This window comes from Neisseria macacae ATCC 33926 (assembly GCF_022749495.1).
Taxonomy (GTDB): domain Bacteria; phylum Pseudomonadota; class Gammaproteobacteria; order Burkholderiales; family Neisseriaceae; genus Neisseria; species Neisseria macacae.
Map to the genome: position 1 here is coordinate 857,719 of NZ_CP094241.1, position 15,473 is coordinate 873,191.

General features: G+C 44.0%; 25 protein-coding genes. 12 read left to right on the plus strand and 13 right to left on the minus strand.

The genetic code is table 11. The features are described from left to right. The first annotated feature begins 232 nt into the window (after window positions 1-232). Window positions 233-631: an interleukin gene (locus MON40_RS04070; RefSeq protein ID WP_242925999.1), complete on the plus strand. Its 399-nt coding sequence runs from the start codon at window positions 233-235 to the stop codon at window positions 629-631. Between the two features lie 87 nt (window positions 632-718). Further along, entirely contained in the window at window positions 719-1,024 is a 306-nt protein-coding gene (locus MON40_RS04075) for a barstar family protein (protein WP_003780659.1), read from the plus strand. A 52-nt stretch (window positions 1,025-1,076) separates the two neighbouring features. On the opposite strand, the gene MON40_RS04080 is transcribed toward MON40_RS04075, so the two are convergent. Together MON40_RS04080 and MON40_RS04085 are read right to left on the minus strand one after the other, a co-directional pair. After that, window positions 1,077-1,412, minus strand: coding sequence for a hypothetical protein (locus MON40_RS04080; protein WP_242926000.1), 336 nt, complete (start codon window positions 1,410-1,412; stop codon window positions 1,077-1,079). A 285-nt stretch (window positions 1,413-1,697) separates the two neighbouring features. Further along, entirely contained in the window at window positions 1,698-2,705 is a 1,008-nt protein-coding gene (locus MON40_RS04085; protein ID WP_242926001.1) for an IS5 family transposase, read from the minus strand. 164 nt (window positions 2,706-2,869) lie between these two features. Here MON40_RS04085 and MON40_RS04090 point away from each other — a divergent pair, with 164 nt between their 5' ends. After that, a complete protein-coding gene (locus tag MON40_RS04090; RefSeq protein WP_242926002.1) occupies window positions 2,870-3,088 on the plus strand; it encodes a hypothetical protein in 219 nt (72 codons plus the stop codon). After that, window positions 3,085-3,306: a hypothetical protein gene (locus tag MON40_RS04095; protein ID WP_242926003.1), complete on the plus strand. Its 222-nt coding sequence runs from the start codon at window positions 3,085-3,087 to the stop codon at window positions 3,304-3,306. The genes MON40_RS04090 and MON40_RS04095 overlap by 4 nt, the downstream gene beginning before the upstream one ends. Before the next feature lie 116 nt (window positions 3,307-3,422). Here the strand turns inward: MON40_RS04095 and MON40_RS04100 are convergent, their stop codons facing one another. From MON40_RS04100 to MON40_RS04150, 11 genes are all read right to left on the minus strand, one after another. Then, complete coding sequence (locus MON40_RS04100) at window positions 3,423-4,373, minus strand: IS110 family RNA-guided transposase (RefSeq protein ID WP_039863345.1); 951 nt, start codon at window positions 4,371-4,373, stop codon at window positions 3,423-3,425. A gap of 375 nt (window positions 4,374-4,748) precedes the next feature. Next, the gene (locus tag MON40_RS04105) at window positions 4,749-5,924 is read right to left on the minus strand and encodes a zonular occludens toxin domain-containing protein (RefSeq protein WP_003780460.1); all 1,176 of its coding nucleotides are present in this window, start codon (window positions 5,922-5,924) and stop codon (window positions 4,749-4,751) included. Window positions 5,925-5,927: 3 nt separating this feature from the next. Beyond that, complete coding sequence (locus tag MON40_RS04110; protein ID WP_003780462.1) at window positions 5,928-6,221, minus strand: DUF2523 domain-containing protein; 294 nt, start codon at window positions 6,219-6,221, stop codon at window positions 5,928-5,930. Between the two features lies 1 nt (window position 6,222). Beyond that, window positions 6,223-7,824, minus strand: coding sequence for an IgG-binding virulence factor TspB family protein (locus tag MON40_RS04115; protein ID WP_242926004.1), 1,602 nt, complete (start codon window positions 7,822-7,824; stop codon window positions 6,223-6,225). After that, complete coding sequence (locus tag MON40_RS04120; protein ID WP_003780471.1) at window positions 7,760-8,110, minus strand: hypothetical protein; 351 nt, start codon at window positions 8,108-8,110, stop codon at window positions 7,760-7,762. Before MON40_RS04120 ends, MON40_RS04115 begins: the two co-directional genes overlap by 65 nt. Before the next feature lie 83 nt (window positions 8,111-8,193). Further along, a complete protein-coding gene (locus tag MON40_RS04125; RefSeq protein WP_003780472.1) occupies window positions 8,194-8,469 on the minus strand; it encodes a hypothetical protein in 276 nt (91 codons plus the stop codon). A 12-nt stretch (window positions 8,470-8,481) separates the two neighbouring features. Then, on the minus strand, window positions 8,482-8,700 hold the full coding sequence (locus tag MON40_RS04130) for a major capsid protein (protein ID WP_003780474.1): 219 nt from the start codon (window positions 8,698-8,700) through the stop codon (window positions 8,482-8,484). Window positions 8,701-8,776: 76 nt separating this feature from the next. After that, entirely contained in the window at window positions 8,777-8,974 is a 198-nt protein-coding gene (locus MON40_RS04135) for a hypothetical protein (protein ID WP_003780477.1), read from the minus strand. 3 nt (window positions 8,975-8,977) lie between these two features. Further along, entirely contained in the window at window positions 8,978-9,274 is a 297-nt protein-coding gene (locus tag MON40_RS04140) for a hypothetical protein (RefSeq protein WP_003780479.1), read from the minus strand. Between the two features lie 53 nt (window positions 9,275-9,327). After that, on the minus strand, window positions 9,328-10,653 hold the full coding sequence (locus MON40_RS04145) for a replication initiation factor domain-containing protein (RefSeq protein WP_242926005.1): 1,326 nt from the start codon (window positions 10,651-10,653) through the stop codon (window positions 9,328-9,330). Continuing rightward, complete coding sequence (locus MON40_RS04150; protein WP_242926002.1) at window positions 10,650-10,868, minus strand: hypothetical protein; 219 nt, start codon at window positions 10,866-10,868, stop codon at window positions 10,650-10,652. The genes MON40_RS04145 and MON40_RS04150 overlap by 4 nt, the downstream gene beginning before the upstream one ends. 78 nt (window positions 10,869-10,946) lie before the next feature. On the opposite strand from MON40_RS04150, the gene MON40_RS04155 reads away from it, so the two are divergent. The 8 genes from MON40_RS04155 (at window position 10,947) to MON40_RS04190 (ending at window position 15,471) form a co-directional block, all read left to right on the plus strand. Further along, window positions 10,947-12,071: a replication initiation factor domain-containing protein gene (locus MON40_RS04155; protein WP_242926006.1), complete on the plus strand. Its 1,125-nt coding sequence runs from the start codon at window positions 10,947-10,949 to the stop codon at window positions 12,069-12,071. Between the two features lie 53 nt (window positions 12,072-12,124). Beyond that, complete coding sequence (locus MON40_RS04160; protein ID WP_003780479.1) at window positions 12,125-12,421, plus strand: hypothetical protein; 297 nt, start codon at window positions 12,125-12,127, stop codon at window positions 12,419-12,421. A 3-nt stretch (window positions 12,422-12,424) separates the two neighbouring features. Then, a complete protein-coding gene (locus MON40_RS04165) occupies window positions 12,425-12,622 on the plus strand; it encodes a hypothetical protein (protein WP_003780477.1) in 198 nt (65 codons plus the stop codon). A 76-nt stretch (window positions 12,623-12,698) separates the two neighbouring features. Then, window positions 12,699-12,917, plus strand: a complete 219-nt coding sequence (locus MON40_RS04170) for a major capsid protein (protein WP_003780474.1) — start codon at window positions 12,699-12,701, stop codon at window positions 12,915-12,917. 12 nt (window positions 12,918-12,929) lie between these two features. Further along, window positions 12,930-13,205 carry a hypothetical protein gene (locus MON40_RS04175; protein WP_003780472.1) on the plus strand — a complete coding sequence of 92 codons (276 nt, stop codon included), beginning with the start codon at window positions 12,930-12,932 and terminating at the stop codon, window positions 13,203-13,205. Between the two features lie 83 nt (window positions 13,206-13,288). Continuing rightward, window positions 13,289-13,639, plus strand: coding sequence for a hypothetical protein (locus MON40_RS04180; protein WP_003780471.1), 351 nt, complete (start codon window positions 13,289-13,291; stop codon window positions 13,637-13,639). Further along, window positions 13,575-15,176 carry an IgG-binding virulence factor TspB family protein gene (locus MON40_RS04185; RefSeq protein WP_242926004.1) on the plus strand — a complete coding sequence of 534 codons (1,602 nt, stop codon included), beginning with the start codon at window positions 13,575-13,577 and terminating at the stop codon, window positions 15,174-15,176. The genes MON40_RS04180 and MON40_RS04185 overlap by 65 nt, the downstream gene beginning before the upstream one ends. 1 nt (window position 15,177) lies before the next feature. Further along, window positions 15,178-15,471 (plus strand): DUF2523 domain-containing protein, encoded by a 294-nt coding sequence (locus MON40_RS04190; protein ID WP_003780462.1) that lies wholly within the window; start codon window positions 15,178-15,180, stop codon window positions 15,469-15,471. Window positions 15,472-15,473 lie beyond the last annotated feature (2 nt).

Sequence of the window (15,473 nt, forward strand, 5' to 3'; positions counted from 1 at the left end):
AAAGCCCACGCTACGGAGGACGTCGATTGAATTCAGGCTAAAAGGTCGTCTAAAACCTTTGATTTGATAGCAGATTGGGGTGAAAATTGGATATTGTAGAATGTTCAAGGTTCTTGTTGGTGCTTAACTCAGCCTACGCTTGCTAAAAGTGGAAATATTGATGGCAAGGGAAATTTGAGTGGAAAGATGTTTCGTATAGATGATAAATTTCTGAAATAAAGAGAGTATTTTTATGTATTTAAGATTTACGATTATGATTTTTGGTGATAATTTCAAGCCTAGTAAAATGGTTAATAACCTTGAGACTTCTCTTGAAGTTACTGACTATTTTGATGCTGGAGGAAAAGATGAATTTGGGGAAATAAATGATTATGGATGTCTGGAATTAAACCACAAAAATGAATTTTCAAAAGAATATTGGGATAGTGAATATGAACAGGAATTCGTAGATTTTTTTAGAAAAAATTATCAATTATTAAGATTAAATAATGCTGATGATCTTAGAATTTTTATTGAAGCTTACTATTCGGATCAATGCAATTTTGAAATTTTCAATAATGAATTATTATCAGATTTAGCAAAATACAAAGTTAGCCTACCAATAAGTGTTTATTATTGTGATAATGATTGATATCATAATTTGTAACATGTGTATTAAAAATTTGCATAACTCAACAGGGTATTATGAATATGAAGCATTTTTAGAGGTAATATTGCAATGAATGATACTCTTGTTGTAGATATTAATTTGGGAAGCTTAGGAACATCAAGCAGTTTTTTAAAAATTATGAGTGAGAAGTTATACTTTCCAGATTATTTTGGATTTAATTACGATGCGCTAGATGAATGTATGCAAGATTTGAGTTGGTTGCTCGAAGAAAAAATAATTATAAATTTCAGATTTATAGAAAGGATAAAAAGAAAAAATGAGTCTTTATACAAAATAATATATGACTGCCTTGTTATGTATCAAGAATATTGGCAAAAAACTCAGTATAAGAAAAAAGTTATATTAAATTTTTGAATAAAATTATATAAATTAATGATGAAAGTAATTTTTGAGTGGTAGGTAGAGTTTACGTTAGCTCAAGTTCTGTTGAAACAATCCCATAATTTTCTTTGAACAGTCTCAAGTAATCAAAGAAACAGTCAAACTCATCCCGATTTTCAAATTTGGCAATCTGTTCAATCAGACCACGCCATGTATGGGTGGTTTGAAGAAAATCAAACTGCTCAATTAGCCAGTAATAAAATTTTTCTCTAAAAATATCATCTTTTTGACTAGGTATATCATTGAGTCCTTCACATAGATAATATCCTGTTATAAAACTTTCTAAAATCTTTATATTTTTTTCGCTTAAATACATAAGCGGCCTTTTTTCGATATATGCCAATAAATCTAAACAATTCATTTAAAATATTCCCATTGTTGGTAGTAGGTTAGATTGAAAATTGAACATTACAGAAAGATTAGAGCCTTTGTTGGGTCTTGACCCAACCTACGCTTGCTGGGACAGGATTGAGTATTGAGCGGATTAAAGTTAACAGGCCGAGACCTTTGCAAAATTCCTTTTCCCCCAACAGCCAAAACCCAAACACAGGTTTTCGGCTGTTTCCGCCCCAATCACTCCCGATTCTACCCAAATGCCCCCTTAATCCTCCCCGGACGCCTCATAATCAGGCATCCAGGCCACCTTTTAGGCAGCAACAGGCACACTTAGCCTGTTGGCCGCTTTCAACAGGTTCAAACACATCGCTTTCAGATGACTTTGCGCACTCACTTTAATCAGTCCGAAATAGGCTGCCCGGGCGTAGCGGAATTTACGGTGCAGCGTCCCAAAGCTCTGTTCGACCACATAACGGGTCTTCGACAAATATCGGTTACGTTTAGTTTGCACTTCCGTCAGCGGACGGTTGCGGTGGGCTTTGCGCATAATGCCGTCCAGCAACTGATGCTCTTTCAGATGTTGCCGGTTTTCCTTACTGTCATAGCCTTTATCGGCATAGACGGTCGTACCTTTGGCTATACCTTCCAGCAAAGGCGACAGGTGGTTGCACTCATGGGTATTGGCGGGGGTAATGTGCAGTTTCTCGATATAGCCTTCCTCATCGGTACGGGTATGTTGTTTGTAACCGAGTTTGTAGAGGCCGTTTTTCTTTGTCCAGCGGGCATCTTTATCCTTACTCGGTGTGGTTTGGCCGCTGACTTGTCCTTCTTCATCGACTTCTATGGCCTGACGCTGTTTGCTGCCGGCGGTCTGAATAATGGTGGCATCAATGACGGCGGCGGATGCTTTCTCTACTTTTAGGTTTTTTTCGGTCAATTGTCGGTTAATCAATTCCAGCAGTTCGGACAGGGTGTCGTCTTGCGCCAGCCAGTTGCGGTAGCGGCATAAGATGCTGTAATCGGAGATGCTCAGTTCGTCAAAACGGCAAAACAGGTTGAAATCGATGCGGGTGATGAGGCTGTGTTCGAGTTCGGGATCGGAGAGGCTGTGCCATTGTCCGAGCAGGACGGCTTTGAACATGGACAACAGGGGATAGGCGGGACGGCCGCGGTGGTCTCGGAGGTAACGGGTTCTTTGACGGTTCAGATACTGTTCGATCGGTTGCCAATCAATCACCTGATCCAACTTCAATAATGGGAAGCGGTCGATGTGTTTGGCAATCATGGCTTGTGCGGTTTGCTGGAAGAAGGTGCTCATGGAAAATCCCCTAAATGTCTTGATGGGAATTTAGGGGATTTTGGGGAATTTTGCAAAGGTCTCAGGCCGTCTGAAAGAATTTTCAGACGGCCTTATATATTGCGCCCCATCACAGGGGCATTTTTAACAATCGTAAAGCCTCTTTAACAAAAGGGGCTTTTCTTATGTGCATCGTCTTCTACACCGTCAATCCCGAACCGCCTAAATTTCCAAAATCTTTCATCGTTCGTATTTTCAAAGACGATTCTGACGTTACTCGTTGCCTTAAAACCGTTAATTTTCCTATCTCTTCACCTGACCGTATTTCAAAGATTAGAAATGCCGCCAATGAATACGGTCGTTTGTCTGTCCGCGAAATCATCAGCAAAGAGGTGTCCCAATGAAAAACATCAGCACCAAAAAAGCGCATGAAGCCGCGTTTAGCGGCGGCAGCGTAAGCGACGCGCCAAAGGCGGCTTCATGCGCCGATATGGCGCCCCCCTTATCTAACAGGGGGGGAGCAGAAACCGAGGCGGCTTTGAGTACCGAACAAGAAACTTTTGAAAAATACACTACCTTCTTGACTGATTCAAAAGATGGTATATCGCATTGTCAAATATAAATTTCGATTTATTTTATATTTGATTGTTTTCATTTAATATTTATTTATTGCCTTTCCATCGAATGCAACAAGCCACGGCTGCTTTTACGGCAGCCGTTTTCTTTTGTTTGTTTTCGTTAAGCTGTTTGATAGCGCATTTTTTCGAACGGCTTTTGTGTTTTATGGATGTAGTAGGCGATTTTGGCAAGTTTACGCATCAAAGCAACTATGACAACCATTTTAGGCTTATGAGATAAGTTTTGAACTAACTTAGGAAAGGCTTTAATGCGATAGGCGACAAGCGCGGGCATAAACAAGGCGCGTTTAAGCCGGCGGTGACCATAGCGGCTTAATCTGCCTTTTTTATTGACGCTGGTTCCTGATTGTTCAATTAGCGGACTTAATCCGGCGAATGATACGAATTGGTTAGCCGTCTTAAATTGTTTGTCTGTGAGATGACGGAGCAAGATTGCGGCGGTATCTTTGCCTATACCGGGAATTGTTTGCAGATTTTTGTAATGCGTATTCAGGCTATCTTGTTGCTGAATCATCAGGTCTATTCGCTTGGCCGTTTGGTCTATCTGTTTGGCCAAGAGCAATATGATTTCTTCGTGTGTGGCACGAATAAAGGTATCTTTTGCGGCGTGCAGTCTGTTTTGACTTTCGTTTTGCTGTTGTTTGAGTTGCTGGAGCAGGCTTATCAGTTTATACAGGGTTGGGTTTTCAGACGGCTTGAACGGTGTAAGTTTATCTAAATGGCGTTTTGTGTATTCTGCTATGAGCCTTGAATCGGCTCTATCGGTTTTTGTGTGGCTAAACTGGCTTTTTGAGTAGTCTTTAATTTTCAGAGGATTTATAACGAAGACTTGATAAATTGCACTGAAATAGTCAGCAGCTTCTTCGTAATAAATGCCAGTTGCTTCCATGCTAATACTTATTTTGCGGATACGTTTTGATCGTATCCAGTCATTTAGTTTTTCGAAGCCTTCGCAAGCGTTAGCTATTTTAATATAGTCTGATTGGCCGCTAGTTCTAAGCAAAGTTACGTCTATGGTATCTTTGGAAATATCGAATCCTATTACATTCATTGCATTTTCCTTATGATTCAGCCTGTTTGCACGGCTATGATGGTATTCAATCTTTAGGATAAGTGGGCGATTCGGCATTTCTTTTGTCCAGCTTTTTACTTTGGCCGTTTTACTGCCTAAACCGCCCAGGCTTTTGTTTTGCGCTAAACAAAAACCCGCAAACCGTCTTTTTTAAAACGGTTTGCGGGTTTTGGCTTTGGCATTTTATTGCGTCCGGTTGAGCTGATTTTTGTCTGTTTTTGAATTTTTAGGTGTCTCCGGAAGACATAAAATTGCTTAAACTCAAAAAAGCGGGAGTTCCCGCACCCCGTGGCTGCTTTTTACCGTGTTGATTACGCCTTTTGTGCTTCATCAACACGGTAAAAAGCAGCTCAATTAATTAGTGCCAACAATACCGCCGCGCTGTTGGAATTGCGATCCTGCTTCGACATAGCCGTCATACATCAAATTCTGTGGCGATTTGCCGCCCATTGTCAGTATTTGGTTTGATTCTGTCGTCGTCGGCGGGATTTGCGGTGCAAGCGCTGCCTGTGCTGTCGTGCTTGGGTCTTTGTAAGGATTAAATGGCATTCCGTTTTTGACGTAGTCTTTACACATTGCCTTAGTCACTTCTTTCAGAGCCGTGCCTTGGTCGCTATAACAGGTACAACCACTTTTACCGCCATCTATACAGGCGGCCAAGCGTTCAAAGGTTTTAACTTGGCGCACGCTGTCGTAAAGCGGTTTGGATTCGGGTTTTTCTGCCAACTTGGGGATAAAGTCTGTCGGGTTTAGGCTGTTATCAATTTTGGCCGTTGGCTCGGTTGATTCCGTTGGTAATTCCATTTGCGGCTGACTGGCTGCTGCTTCCTGTGGTTCGACCTGTTCTTGTTGGCCAGTGCCTTGCTTATAAATTTGATAAACGTTGTAGCCTTTCCAAGCCATGAAAGCAAATATACCTATCAAAGCCCAAACAGCAAGCGGAATATTCTTTTTAAACTTCTGATGTTGGCTTGAGGATTTGTAATACTTGAAGGCATCTTTAGGCGGTTTCCAGCTCGCAGATTCAACACCTGTTACACCGGCGGGATTATCAAGGGTCGTTACACACTTATACCAAGAATACTGCTTCATACCCACGGCTTTGCGTTCAAGATGGGTATGTTTTGACACGAGATTGCGTACAAATACGTCAAGCTGGCTAGGGTGCTGGGTCATCAAGATAACCGTATGGCCGTGATGACGGAGTTCGGTTAATTCTTGGATATAGGGCGGAACGGGGCGACCTGATGCGCGCACAGGATAGGTATAGTGTGCTTCATCAACAATCAATACGGCGCCTTGCGGAATAATATCGCGCAACGGTGCAGACATGATTTCTTCTTCAGTAAGTTCATGCGCGTTAAATTTACGTTTATCCAAGCCGTCTATATGGCAGAAATAGAGCGGGCGGTCTACTTCAGTGCCATCTTCAAGCTTCATCTTAAACAAACCGTCTTCGTTGTTCAGAATCATGGACACGACGCGCGAAGTCTTGCCCGTACCCATGTTGCCGGTGAAAAGATAAATCATAAATTACCCCGCGGGAGAAACGAAAGTCAGTTTATTCAAGGCAGCCATGCCGATATAAAAAGAGAATGCGCCAAACAAATAACCCAAACCTTCACCAAAACCGCCAATTAACAGCAAATTGAGAATATCAGAAGGCATGGAGTTAAAAGCATTTAAGGTGTATTCCTTGAATTTACCCAATGCGATTACATAACCGGCGTAGGTAACAAAAGTTAAGCCGGTGGCAATAATCATGCGGACAATCAGCATTTTTAACAGGATTCCCAAAAGAGGAATCAATCCGGCGAGCAGCGGCATATTATCCCTTTCTTAAAGAGCCGAAAACGATAAAGGCGGACATGATAATGAATCCGAGTAAAACAGCAAAACGGATATTTTGCATAAATACGCAGAGCGGTTCGTAGCTGATTTGTACCGGTCTGCCCCAAATGTTGAAGCTTTTGGGTTGAGGACAAACGCCGTTTGGCGGTAGGAAGTTGTCGGTATTCCACGTAGTATCATCAGTTATATGGGGTATTGTAATGCTGTCAAACATACCTTCTTCGGGCTTGCCCATTTTGTCGCATGCCAAGATGTTCGGAAATACTTCGCACAACAGCCCGCCATCTTGCTTTGGTTTGTCATCCTCTTTCGGCTTGTCGTCGGGTTTTGGATCGTCTTTGCCGTCTGGGGTATTACTTGGATCAGGTTTGTCTTTACCGCTTGGACTGCCGTCGGGGTCTGGTTTTGTTTTATCGGACGGACTGCCGTCAGGCGTTGGGTCGGGTTGCGAACCTGGCTTTCCGTCGGGATTTGGGTCGGGTTGTGAACCTGGCTTGCCATTTTCGCCCGGTGTCGGGGTTGGGTTGTTTTTTGGCGCGGCAGGACTGCCCGGTGTGAGGTCGGGGCGCGGGGTTGTGGTGACGGTTGCGGTTGTGTTGCCGTCCGCGCCTGTTGTGAAGCTGATGGTTATTTGGAAGGGTCTGCCGTCTTGTCCTGTCGCCGGGCCAAGGGTTACTGATGTTCCGGGGGCAACTTGGACACCTTCGCTATAATCAGGACGCCCGGCGCCTTCCACAAACGGCGTCGGATTGCGGTCGATTGCGGGTGTGGCGATTTCGAGGAATTTTTCAGGGGTGAGGACTTCGGATTGTCGGTTTTGCAAACGTTCGAAAATTATCGGGGTTCTTTCATCGACTTTTTTTTCAACACTGCAACGGGCATTGATTGATCCAATTTTGCATTCTTTGAAAATATAGCCGTCGTACCAATGATCGCGGGATTTGAGTTGCTCGAAATATTTACGCGCTTCGCGTTCTGTTCTGCTTTTCAACAAAAATTCGGCTTCTTTTTGGCTTTGTCCGCCTTTTTCAAAAGCTCGTACTAAGGACGAATCCAGTGGCAGACAGTTTGAGTAAACCTTTTTGTCCCCTTGCCAAGTCACAATACATAGGGCGTCATCATAGGTTTTTAGGAATGTTCCGCTTTCGTCTGCTATGTAGCCTTCTGACTCTAGATCGCCTTTGACGGCTTTATAGGCTTCGTAGGCGAGCAGTGCGCCGCCTATGTAGAGATTGCCTCGACTGGAGGCTGCTATTCTTGCGCCTTGAGTGACTAGACCGTAGGCTCTGGATAGGACTGTTGGGCGGGAGACGGTTGCTACAACGGTTGCGCCGATTCGGGCAGCCGATGAAGCTCCGGTAGAAGAATGAAATATTTCAGCAGATACTGATTGTTTTGATACATATTTTTCAAAGTGTGGAGTATAGCTTCTATTGATTAAATTCCTAAAACCATCATCAACTTTAGCATTTACACCATTTCCCATTTGAAAATTTGTCTGTGCAGCAAAAACACTACTCGAACAAAGAATTAAAGCACTCAATATCAGCGCTGAATACTTTTGATGAAAGAATGTCATTTCCTGAACCAATCTTATATACAGCTATGCTGTAATCAGGAAACCTAATTTCCAAATAAGCCCCTAAAAACCTATGCGAAAAATTCCTGGATAAAGCATAGAAATCAGAACCGGCAACACGCGAATTTTGTGCAATCAAATCACAATAAATATAAGCCATAGACATCCCGTAATATTCGTCTAATTGGTTATATTTACGTTTTGCCAAATACTCTTCATTAATATTCAAATTCAACATAAAAATCCTAACTTTCGTAACGGTTGCAGAAAGTTGGGATTTTGCCATTATCCTAATCAGGTATCAATCCTTGAATAAAATCGCTCCTATTAAAACAGGTACAGCCAGTCCCAAATAGAAATAAAAGTCCATCATCTCAAGACCCTTTTTAGGACGGATACGAAATACACAGCCGCCATCACGCCGAATAAAAGCCAGCCTGTTTCCAAACCGCTTTTGAGGTTTTCGCCTGGATCGCATTTGGGCAAATCTGCTTTAATCGGCTCTCCGTTCAGTTTCCATAATGTGCCGTTGTACTCTGGTTTGATGATTTTGCCATCTTGGGTTATTTGAGGTACTACCAAGCTGAAATAGACGTTTTCAGCTTGGCTTTGCTCAAGACATTTATTCCCGACTTGGTAGTACATCTTAATTACCTGTTATCGCAACAAGCGTTTCACGATGGCAATGACGAACAGGGCGGCAAATACGCCGACTACCAACCAGCCTGCTTCAAGGCCGTCGGCTTTCGCTGAATCAATACCTGTTTTTGCGGCTTCGGGCAAAGCGGCATAGGCAGATGTGGCCAGAGCCAAGGGAGCGGCAGCAACTACTGCCAGTTTTGCGCCGTATTTACGGCAAGTGTTCATCAATTTCATGATGTTTTCCTTTAGTGAGTTAAACAAAATTAAATAGGTGCTTTTGCTATTATTCAGACCGCACCTGTAGCCTGAATTAAAATTCTGATAAAAAGCTGAAGACAATAAAGTTATCCCCGATTTCTTCTAAAGCAGTTTCTACCGCTTCGTTTCGGTCGTAGAAATAACCGGCTTCATTGACAAACGGTGTATGCCCGACATCACCCGTATCAGACGGATAAAGGAAGTCGCCCGTTTCCCGTGACTGAACAATGTAAACGCGGGTAATTGTCATGTTTTAGCCTTTGTTTGGGGTTTTAGGCTGAAAACCTAAAATTTTGAGTTTTTGGCTTTTGCCGTTGGTAACCAATTCAACCGTCAAAGAGGCTTCAAAAGGGAATGACAGACTTTTGAACTGTTCGAAATTCACGGAGCCGCCGTAGTCGTATTCGGTAGCCGAGCTGCCTAATGCGTTGCCTTGGCTGCTGTCCAGCGGTGTAGACACGATGACGCGGCAATAATCAAAAGTTTTGCCGTCAATTTGGCCGTTAAAGCGTTTAACGCCCATGATTTGGCCTTGAATTTGCATTTGCATGATGTGTTTCCTTATCCAATACACTGCACTTGTAGGCGGCAGCGTTTTGCCTTTTAAAATCTATATGCGTATCGGTCGTACATAAGATTCAGATAATCTTCTTCGTGCTTGGCTTCGATGAGCTTCGTCATTTTGTTTTTTTGTTCGATGGCCATTTCAAGTAAAACTTGGGCAGATTCGTTAAGCCATAAACTGCCTTCGGGTTTGTCATGTATGGCCGTTGCATGGTTTTCAGTACATGAATACACTTCGAGGCTTAAGCGTTTTGGCAATAAGTCATGGTCGGCTTCGAACATGGCCAGTATTTCCGAACGGTCTTTATGTGGAAACATGGATTTGGCGGCATTGATGGCGCGCCCGACTTGGTTTTTGGCTACTTCGATGCAGCGTTCAAAAGTCAATTCAAGATTCTTTTTCACTGCTTCGATGCGTTTGGCTTTCTCTTGAAATTGGGCGCATACAGGGTATGCCCCGCCGAAATACTCACCCGGAACTGTCAATACTTCGAACGGAATCACAATATCCTTGGCTTTGAATTCAATTTCAAAACGCACCCACTGGCTTTCTTTGTCGCCAAGTTGCTTGCCTTTTTCGTAAACGCGAACGTATTTGGACGATTCACGGGAGCCTACATAGTAGGTTTTGCCCTTGCCGTTGTTTGATTCCCAATCCGTGCCGACTGATTCGCCATCGGGCATCATGTGATGGTTTGTGAACTTACCGGCGAGACGGTCGGCTTTGGCCTGCTCGGGCGTGTATTCGCCTTGAAAAAAGTCTTTGGCAATGTCGATACGGGTAATTTTGGGACGGACTGCCTGTAGGATGAAGTTATAAAGTCGTGATTCCCAACCGTCAGATGCTGCATTGCAACCTGTGGCCGTGACTTCAATCAGCATGGTATTGTTTTGCCCACCAAAATGGACGCGGCCATATTGGGCATTGTCTGTACCCATCAACCAGCATGAATCATAAAAACGACCACCCGAATGCTTGGCTTTTTCGGTAATACCGAAACCAAAAATATCGGCCAGAACCATAGATGCGCGGACGATGTATTCATCATCGGCAACCAATGGATAACCGGCGAGCAGTGAAAATGTATCTTCGTGGATTGAAAAACTGATTTGGTCGATGAATGCGGAATTGGCTTTACCACGACGCAAAGGAACTTCAATCAAACGGCCTTTTGAATCAGTCAAGAAGGTAGTGTATTTTTCAAAAGTTTCTTGTTCGGTACTCAAAGCCGCCTCGGTTTCTGCTCCCCCCCTGTTAGATAAGGGGGGCGCCATATCGGCGCATGAAGCCGCCTTTGGCGCGTCGCTTACGCTGCCGCCGCTAAACGCGGCTTCATGCGCTTTTTTGGTGCTGATGTTTTTCATTGGGACACCTCTTTGCTGATGATTTCGCGGACAGACAAACGACCGTATTCATTGGCGGCATTTCTAATCTTTGAAATACGGTCAGGTGAAGAGATAGGAAAATTAACGGTTTTAAGGCAACGAGTAACGTCAGAATCGTCTTTGAAAATACGAACGATGAAAGATTTTGGAAATTTAGGCGGTTCGGGATTGACGGTGTAGAAGACGATGCACATAAGAAAAGCCCCTTTTGTTAAAGAGGCTTTACGATTGTTAAAAATGCCCCTGTGATGGGGCGCAATATATAAGGCCGTTTGATTGAAGTTCCTTTGCGTCGTGGTAAAGCCAATTCCGCATTCATCGACCAAATCAGTTTTTCAATCCACGAAGATACATTTTCACTGCTCGCCGGTTATCCATTGGTTGCCGATGATGAATACATCGTCCGCGCATCTATGGTTCTGGCCGATATTTTTGGTTTCGGTATTACCGAAAAAGCCAAGCATTCGGGTGGTCGTTTTTATGATTCATGCTGGTTGATGGGTACAGACAATGCCCAATATGGCCGCGTCCATTTTGGTGGGCAAAACAATACCATGCTGATTGAAGTCACGGCCACAGGTTGCAATGCAGCATCTGACGGTTGGGAATCACGACTTTATAACTTCATCCTACAGGCAGTCCGTCCCAAAATTACCCGTATCGACATTGCCAAAGACTTTTTTCAAGGCGAATACACGCCCGAGCAGGCCAAAGCCGACCGTCTCGCCGGTAAGTTCACAAACCATCACATGATGCCCGATGGCGAATCAGTCGGCACGGATTGGGAATCAAACAACGGCAAGGGCAAAACCTACTATGTAGGCTCCCGTGAATCGTCCAAATACGTTCGCGTTTACGAAAAAGGCAAGCAACTTGGCGACAAAGAAAGCCAGTGGGTGCGTTTTGAAATTGAATTCAAAGCCAAGGATATTGTGATTCCGTTCGAAGTATTGACAGTTCCGGGTGAGTATTTCGGCGGGGCATACCCTGTATGCGCCCAATTTCAAGAGAAAGCCAAACGCATCGAAGCAGTGAAAAAGAATCTTGAATTGACTTTTGAACGCTGCATCGAAGTAGCCAAAAACCAAGTCGGGCGCGCCATCAATGCCGCCAAATCCATGTTTCCACATAAAGACCGTTCGGAAATACTGGCCATGTTCGAAGCCGACCATGACTTATTGCCAAAACGCTTAAGCCTCGAAGTGTATTCATGTACTGAAAACCATGCAACGGCCATACATGACAAACCCGAAGGCAGTTTATGGCTTAACGAATCTGCCCAAGTTTTACTTGAAATGGCCATCGAACAAAAAAACAAAATGACGAAGCTCATCGAAGCCAAGCACGAAGAAGATTATCTGAATCTTATGTACGACCGATACGCATATAGATTTTAAAAGGCAAAACGCTGCCGCCTACAAGTGCAGTGTATTGGATAAGGAAACACATCATGCAAATGCAAATTCAAGGCCAAATCATGGGCGTTAAACGCTTTAACGGCCAAATTGACGGCAAAACTTTTGATTATTGCCGCGTCATCGTGTCTACACCGCTGGACAGCAGCCAAGGCAACGCATTAGGCAGCTCGGCTACCGAATACGACTACGGCGGCTCCGTGAATTTCGAACAGTTCAAAAGTCTGTCATTCCCTTTTGAAGCCTCTTTGACGGTTGAATTGGTTACCAACGGCAAAAGCCAAAAACTCAAAATTTTAGGTTTTCAGCCTAAAACCCCAAACAAAGGCTAAAACATGACAATTACCCGCGTTTACATTGTTCAGTCACGGGAAACGGGCGACTTCCTTTATCCGTCTGATACGGGTGATGTCGGGCATACACCGTTTGTCAATGAAGCCGGTTATTTCTACGACCGAAACGAAGCGGTAGAAACTGCTTTAGAAGAAATCGGGGATAACTTTATTGTCTTCAGCTTTTTATCAGAATTTTAATTCAGGCTACAGGTGCGGTCTGAATAATAGCAAAAGCACCTATTTAATTTTGTTTAACTCACTAAAGGAAAACATCATGAAATTGATGAACACTTGCCGTAAATACGGCGCAAAACTGGCAGTAGTTGCTGCCGCTCCCTTGGCTCTGGCCACATCTGCCTATGCCGCTTTGCCCGAAGCCGCAAAAACAGGTATTGATTCAGCGAAAGCCGACGGCCTTGAAGCAGGCTGGTTGGTAGTCGGCGTATTTGCCGCCCTGTTCGTCATTGCCATCGTGAAACGCTTGTTGCGATAACAGGTAATTAAGATGTACTACCAAGTCGGGAATAAATGTCTTGAGCAAAGCCAAGCTGAAAACGTCTATTTCAGCTTGGTAGTACCTCAAATAACCCAAGATGGCAAAATCATCAAACCAGAGTACAACGGCACATTATGGAAACTGAACGGAGAGCCGATTAAAGCAGATTTGCCCAAATGCGATCCAGGCGAAAACCTCAAAAGCGGTTTGGAAACAGGCTGGCTTTTATTCGGCGTGATGGCGGCTGTGTATTTCGTATCCGTCCTAAAAAGGGTCTTGAGATGATGGACTTTTATTTCTATTTGGGACTGGCTGTACCTGTTTTAATAGGAGCGATTTTATTCAAGGATTGATACCTGATTAGGATAATGGCAAAATCCCAACTTTCTGCAACCGTTACGAAAGTTAGGATTTTTATGTTGAATTTGAATATTAATGAAGAGTATTTGGCAAAACGTAAATATAACCAATTAGACGAATATTACGGGATGTCTATGGCTTATATTTATTGTGATTTGATTGCACAAAATTCGCGTGTTGCCGGTTCTGATTTCTATGCTTTATCCAGGAATTTTTCGCATAGGTTTTTAGGGGCTTATTTGGAAATTAGGTTTCCTGATTACAGCATAGCTGTATATAAGATTGGTTCAGGAAATGACATTCTTTCATCAAAAGTATTCAGCGCTGATATTGAGTGCTTTAATTCTTTGTTCGAGTAGTGTTTTTGCTGCACAGACAAATTTTCAAATGGGAAATGGTGTAAATGCTAAAGTTGATGATGGTTTTAGGAATTTAATCAATAGAAGCTATACTCCACACTTTGAAAAATATGTATCAAAACAATCAGTATCTGCTGAAATATTTCATTCTTCTACCGGAGCTTCATCGGCTGCCCGAATCGGCGCAACCGTTGTAGCAACCGTCTCCCGCCCAACAGTCCTATCCAGAGCCTACGGTCTAGTCACTCAAGGCGCAAGAATAGCAGCCTCCAGTCGAGGCAATCTCTACATAGGCGGCGCACTGCTCGCCTACGAAGCCTATAAAGCCGTCAAAGGCGATCTAGAGTCAGAAGGCTACATAGCAGACGAAAGCGGAACATTCCTAAAAACCTATGATGACGCCCTATGTATTGTGACTTGGCAAGGGGACAAAAAGGTTTACTCAAACTGTCTGCCACTGGATTCGTCCTTAGTACGAGCTTTTGAAAAAGGCGGACAAAGCCAAAAAGAAGCCGAATTTTTGTTGAAAAGCAGAACAGAACGCGAAGCGCGTAAATATTTCGAGCAACTCAAATCCCGCGATCATTGGTACGACGGCTATATTTTCAAAGAATGCAAAATTGGATCAATCAATGCCCGTTGCAGTGTTGAAAAAAAAGTCGATGAAAGAACCCCGATAATTTTCGAACGTTTGCAAAACCGACAATCCGAAGTCCTCACCCCTGAAAAATTCCTCGAAATCGCCACACCCGCAATCGACCGCAATCCGACGCCGTTTGTGGAAGGCGCCGGGCGTCCTGATTATAGCGAAGGTGTCCAAGTTGCCCCCGGAACATCAGTAACCCTTGGCCCGGCGACAGGACAAGACGGCAGACCCTTCCAAATAACCATCAGCTTCACAACAGGCGCGGACGGCAACACAACCGCAACCGTCACCACAACCCCGCGCCCCGACCTCACACCGGGCAGTCCTGCCGCGCCAAAAAACAACCCAACCCCGACACCGGGCGAAAATGGCAAGCCAGGTTCACAACCCGACCCAAATCCCGACGGAAAGCCAGGTTCGCAACCCGACCCAACGCCTGACGGCAGTCCGTCCGATAAAACAAAACCAGACCCCGACGGCAGTCCAAGCGGTAAAGACAAACCTGATCCAAGTAATACCCCAGACGGCAAAGACGATCCAAAACCCGACGACAAGCCGAAAGAGGATGACAAACCAAAGCAAGATGGCGGGCTGTTGTGCGAAGTATTTCCGAACATCTTGGCATGCGACAAAATGGGCAAGCCCGAAGAAGGTATGTTTGACAGCATTACAATACCCCATATAACTGATGATACTACGTGGAATACCGACAACTTCCTACCGCCAAACGGCGTTTGTCCTCAACCCAAAAGCTTCAACATTTGGGGCAGACCGGTACAAATCAGCTACGAACCGCTCTGCGTATTTATGCAAAATATCCGTTTTGCTGTTTTACTCGGATTCATTATCATGTCCGCCTTTATCGTTTTCGGCTCTTTAAGAAAGGGATAATATGCCGCTGCTCGCCGGATTGATTCCTCTTTTGGGAATCCTGTTAAAAATGCTGATTGTCCGCATGATTATTGCCACCGGCTTAACTTTTGTTACCTACGCCGGTTATGTAATCGCATTGGGTAAATTCAAGGAATACACCTTAAATGCTTTTAACTCCATGCCTTCTGATATTCTCAATTTGCTGTTAATTGGCGGTTTTGGTGAAGGTTTGGGTTATTTGTTTGGCGCATTCTCTTTTTATATCGGCATGGCTGCCTTGAATAAACTGACTTTCGTTTCTCCCGCGGGGTAATT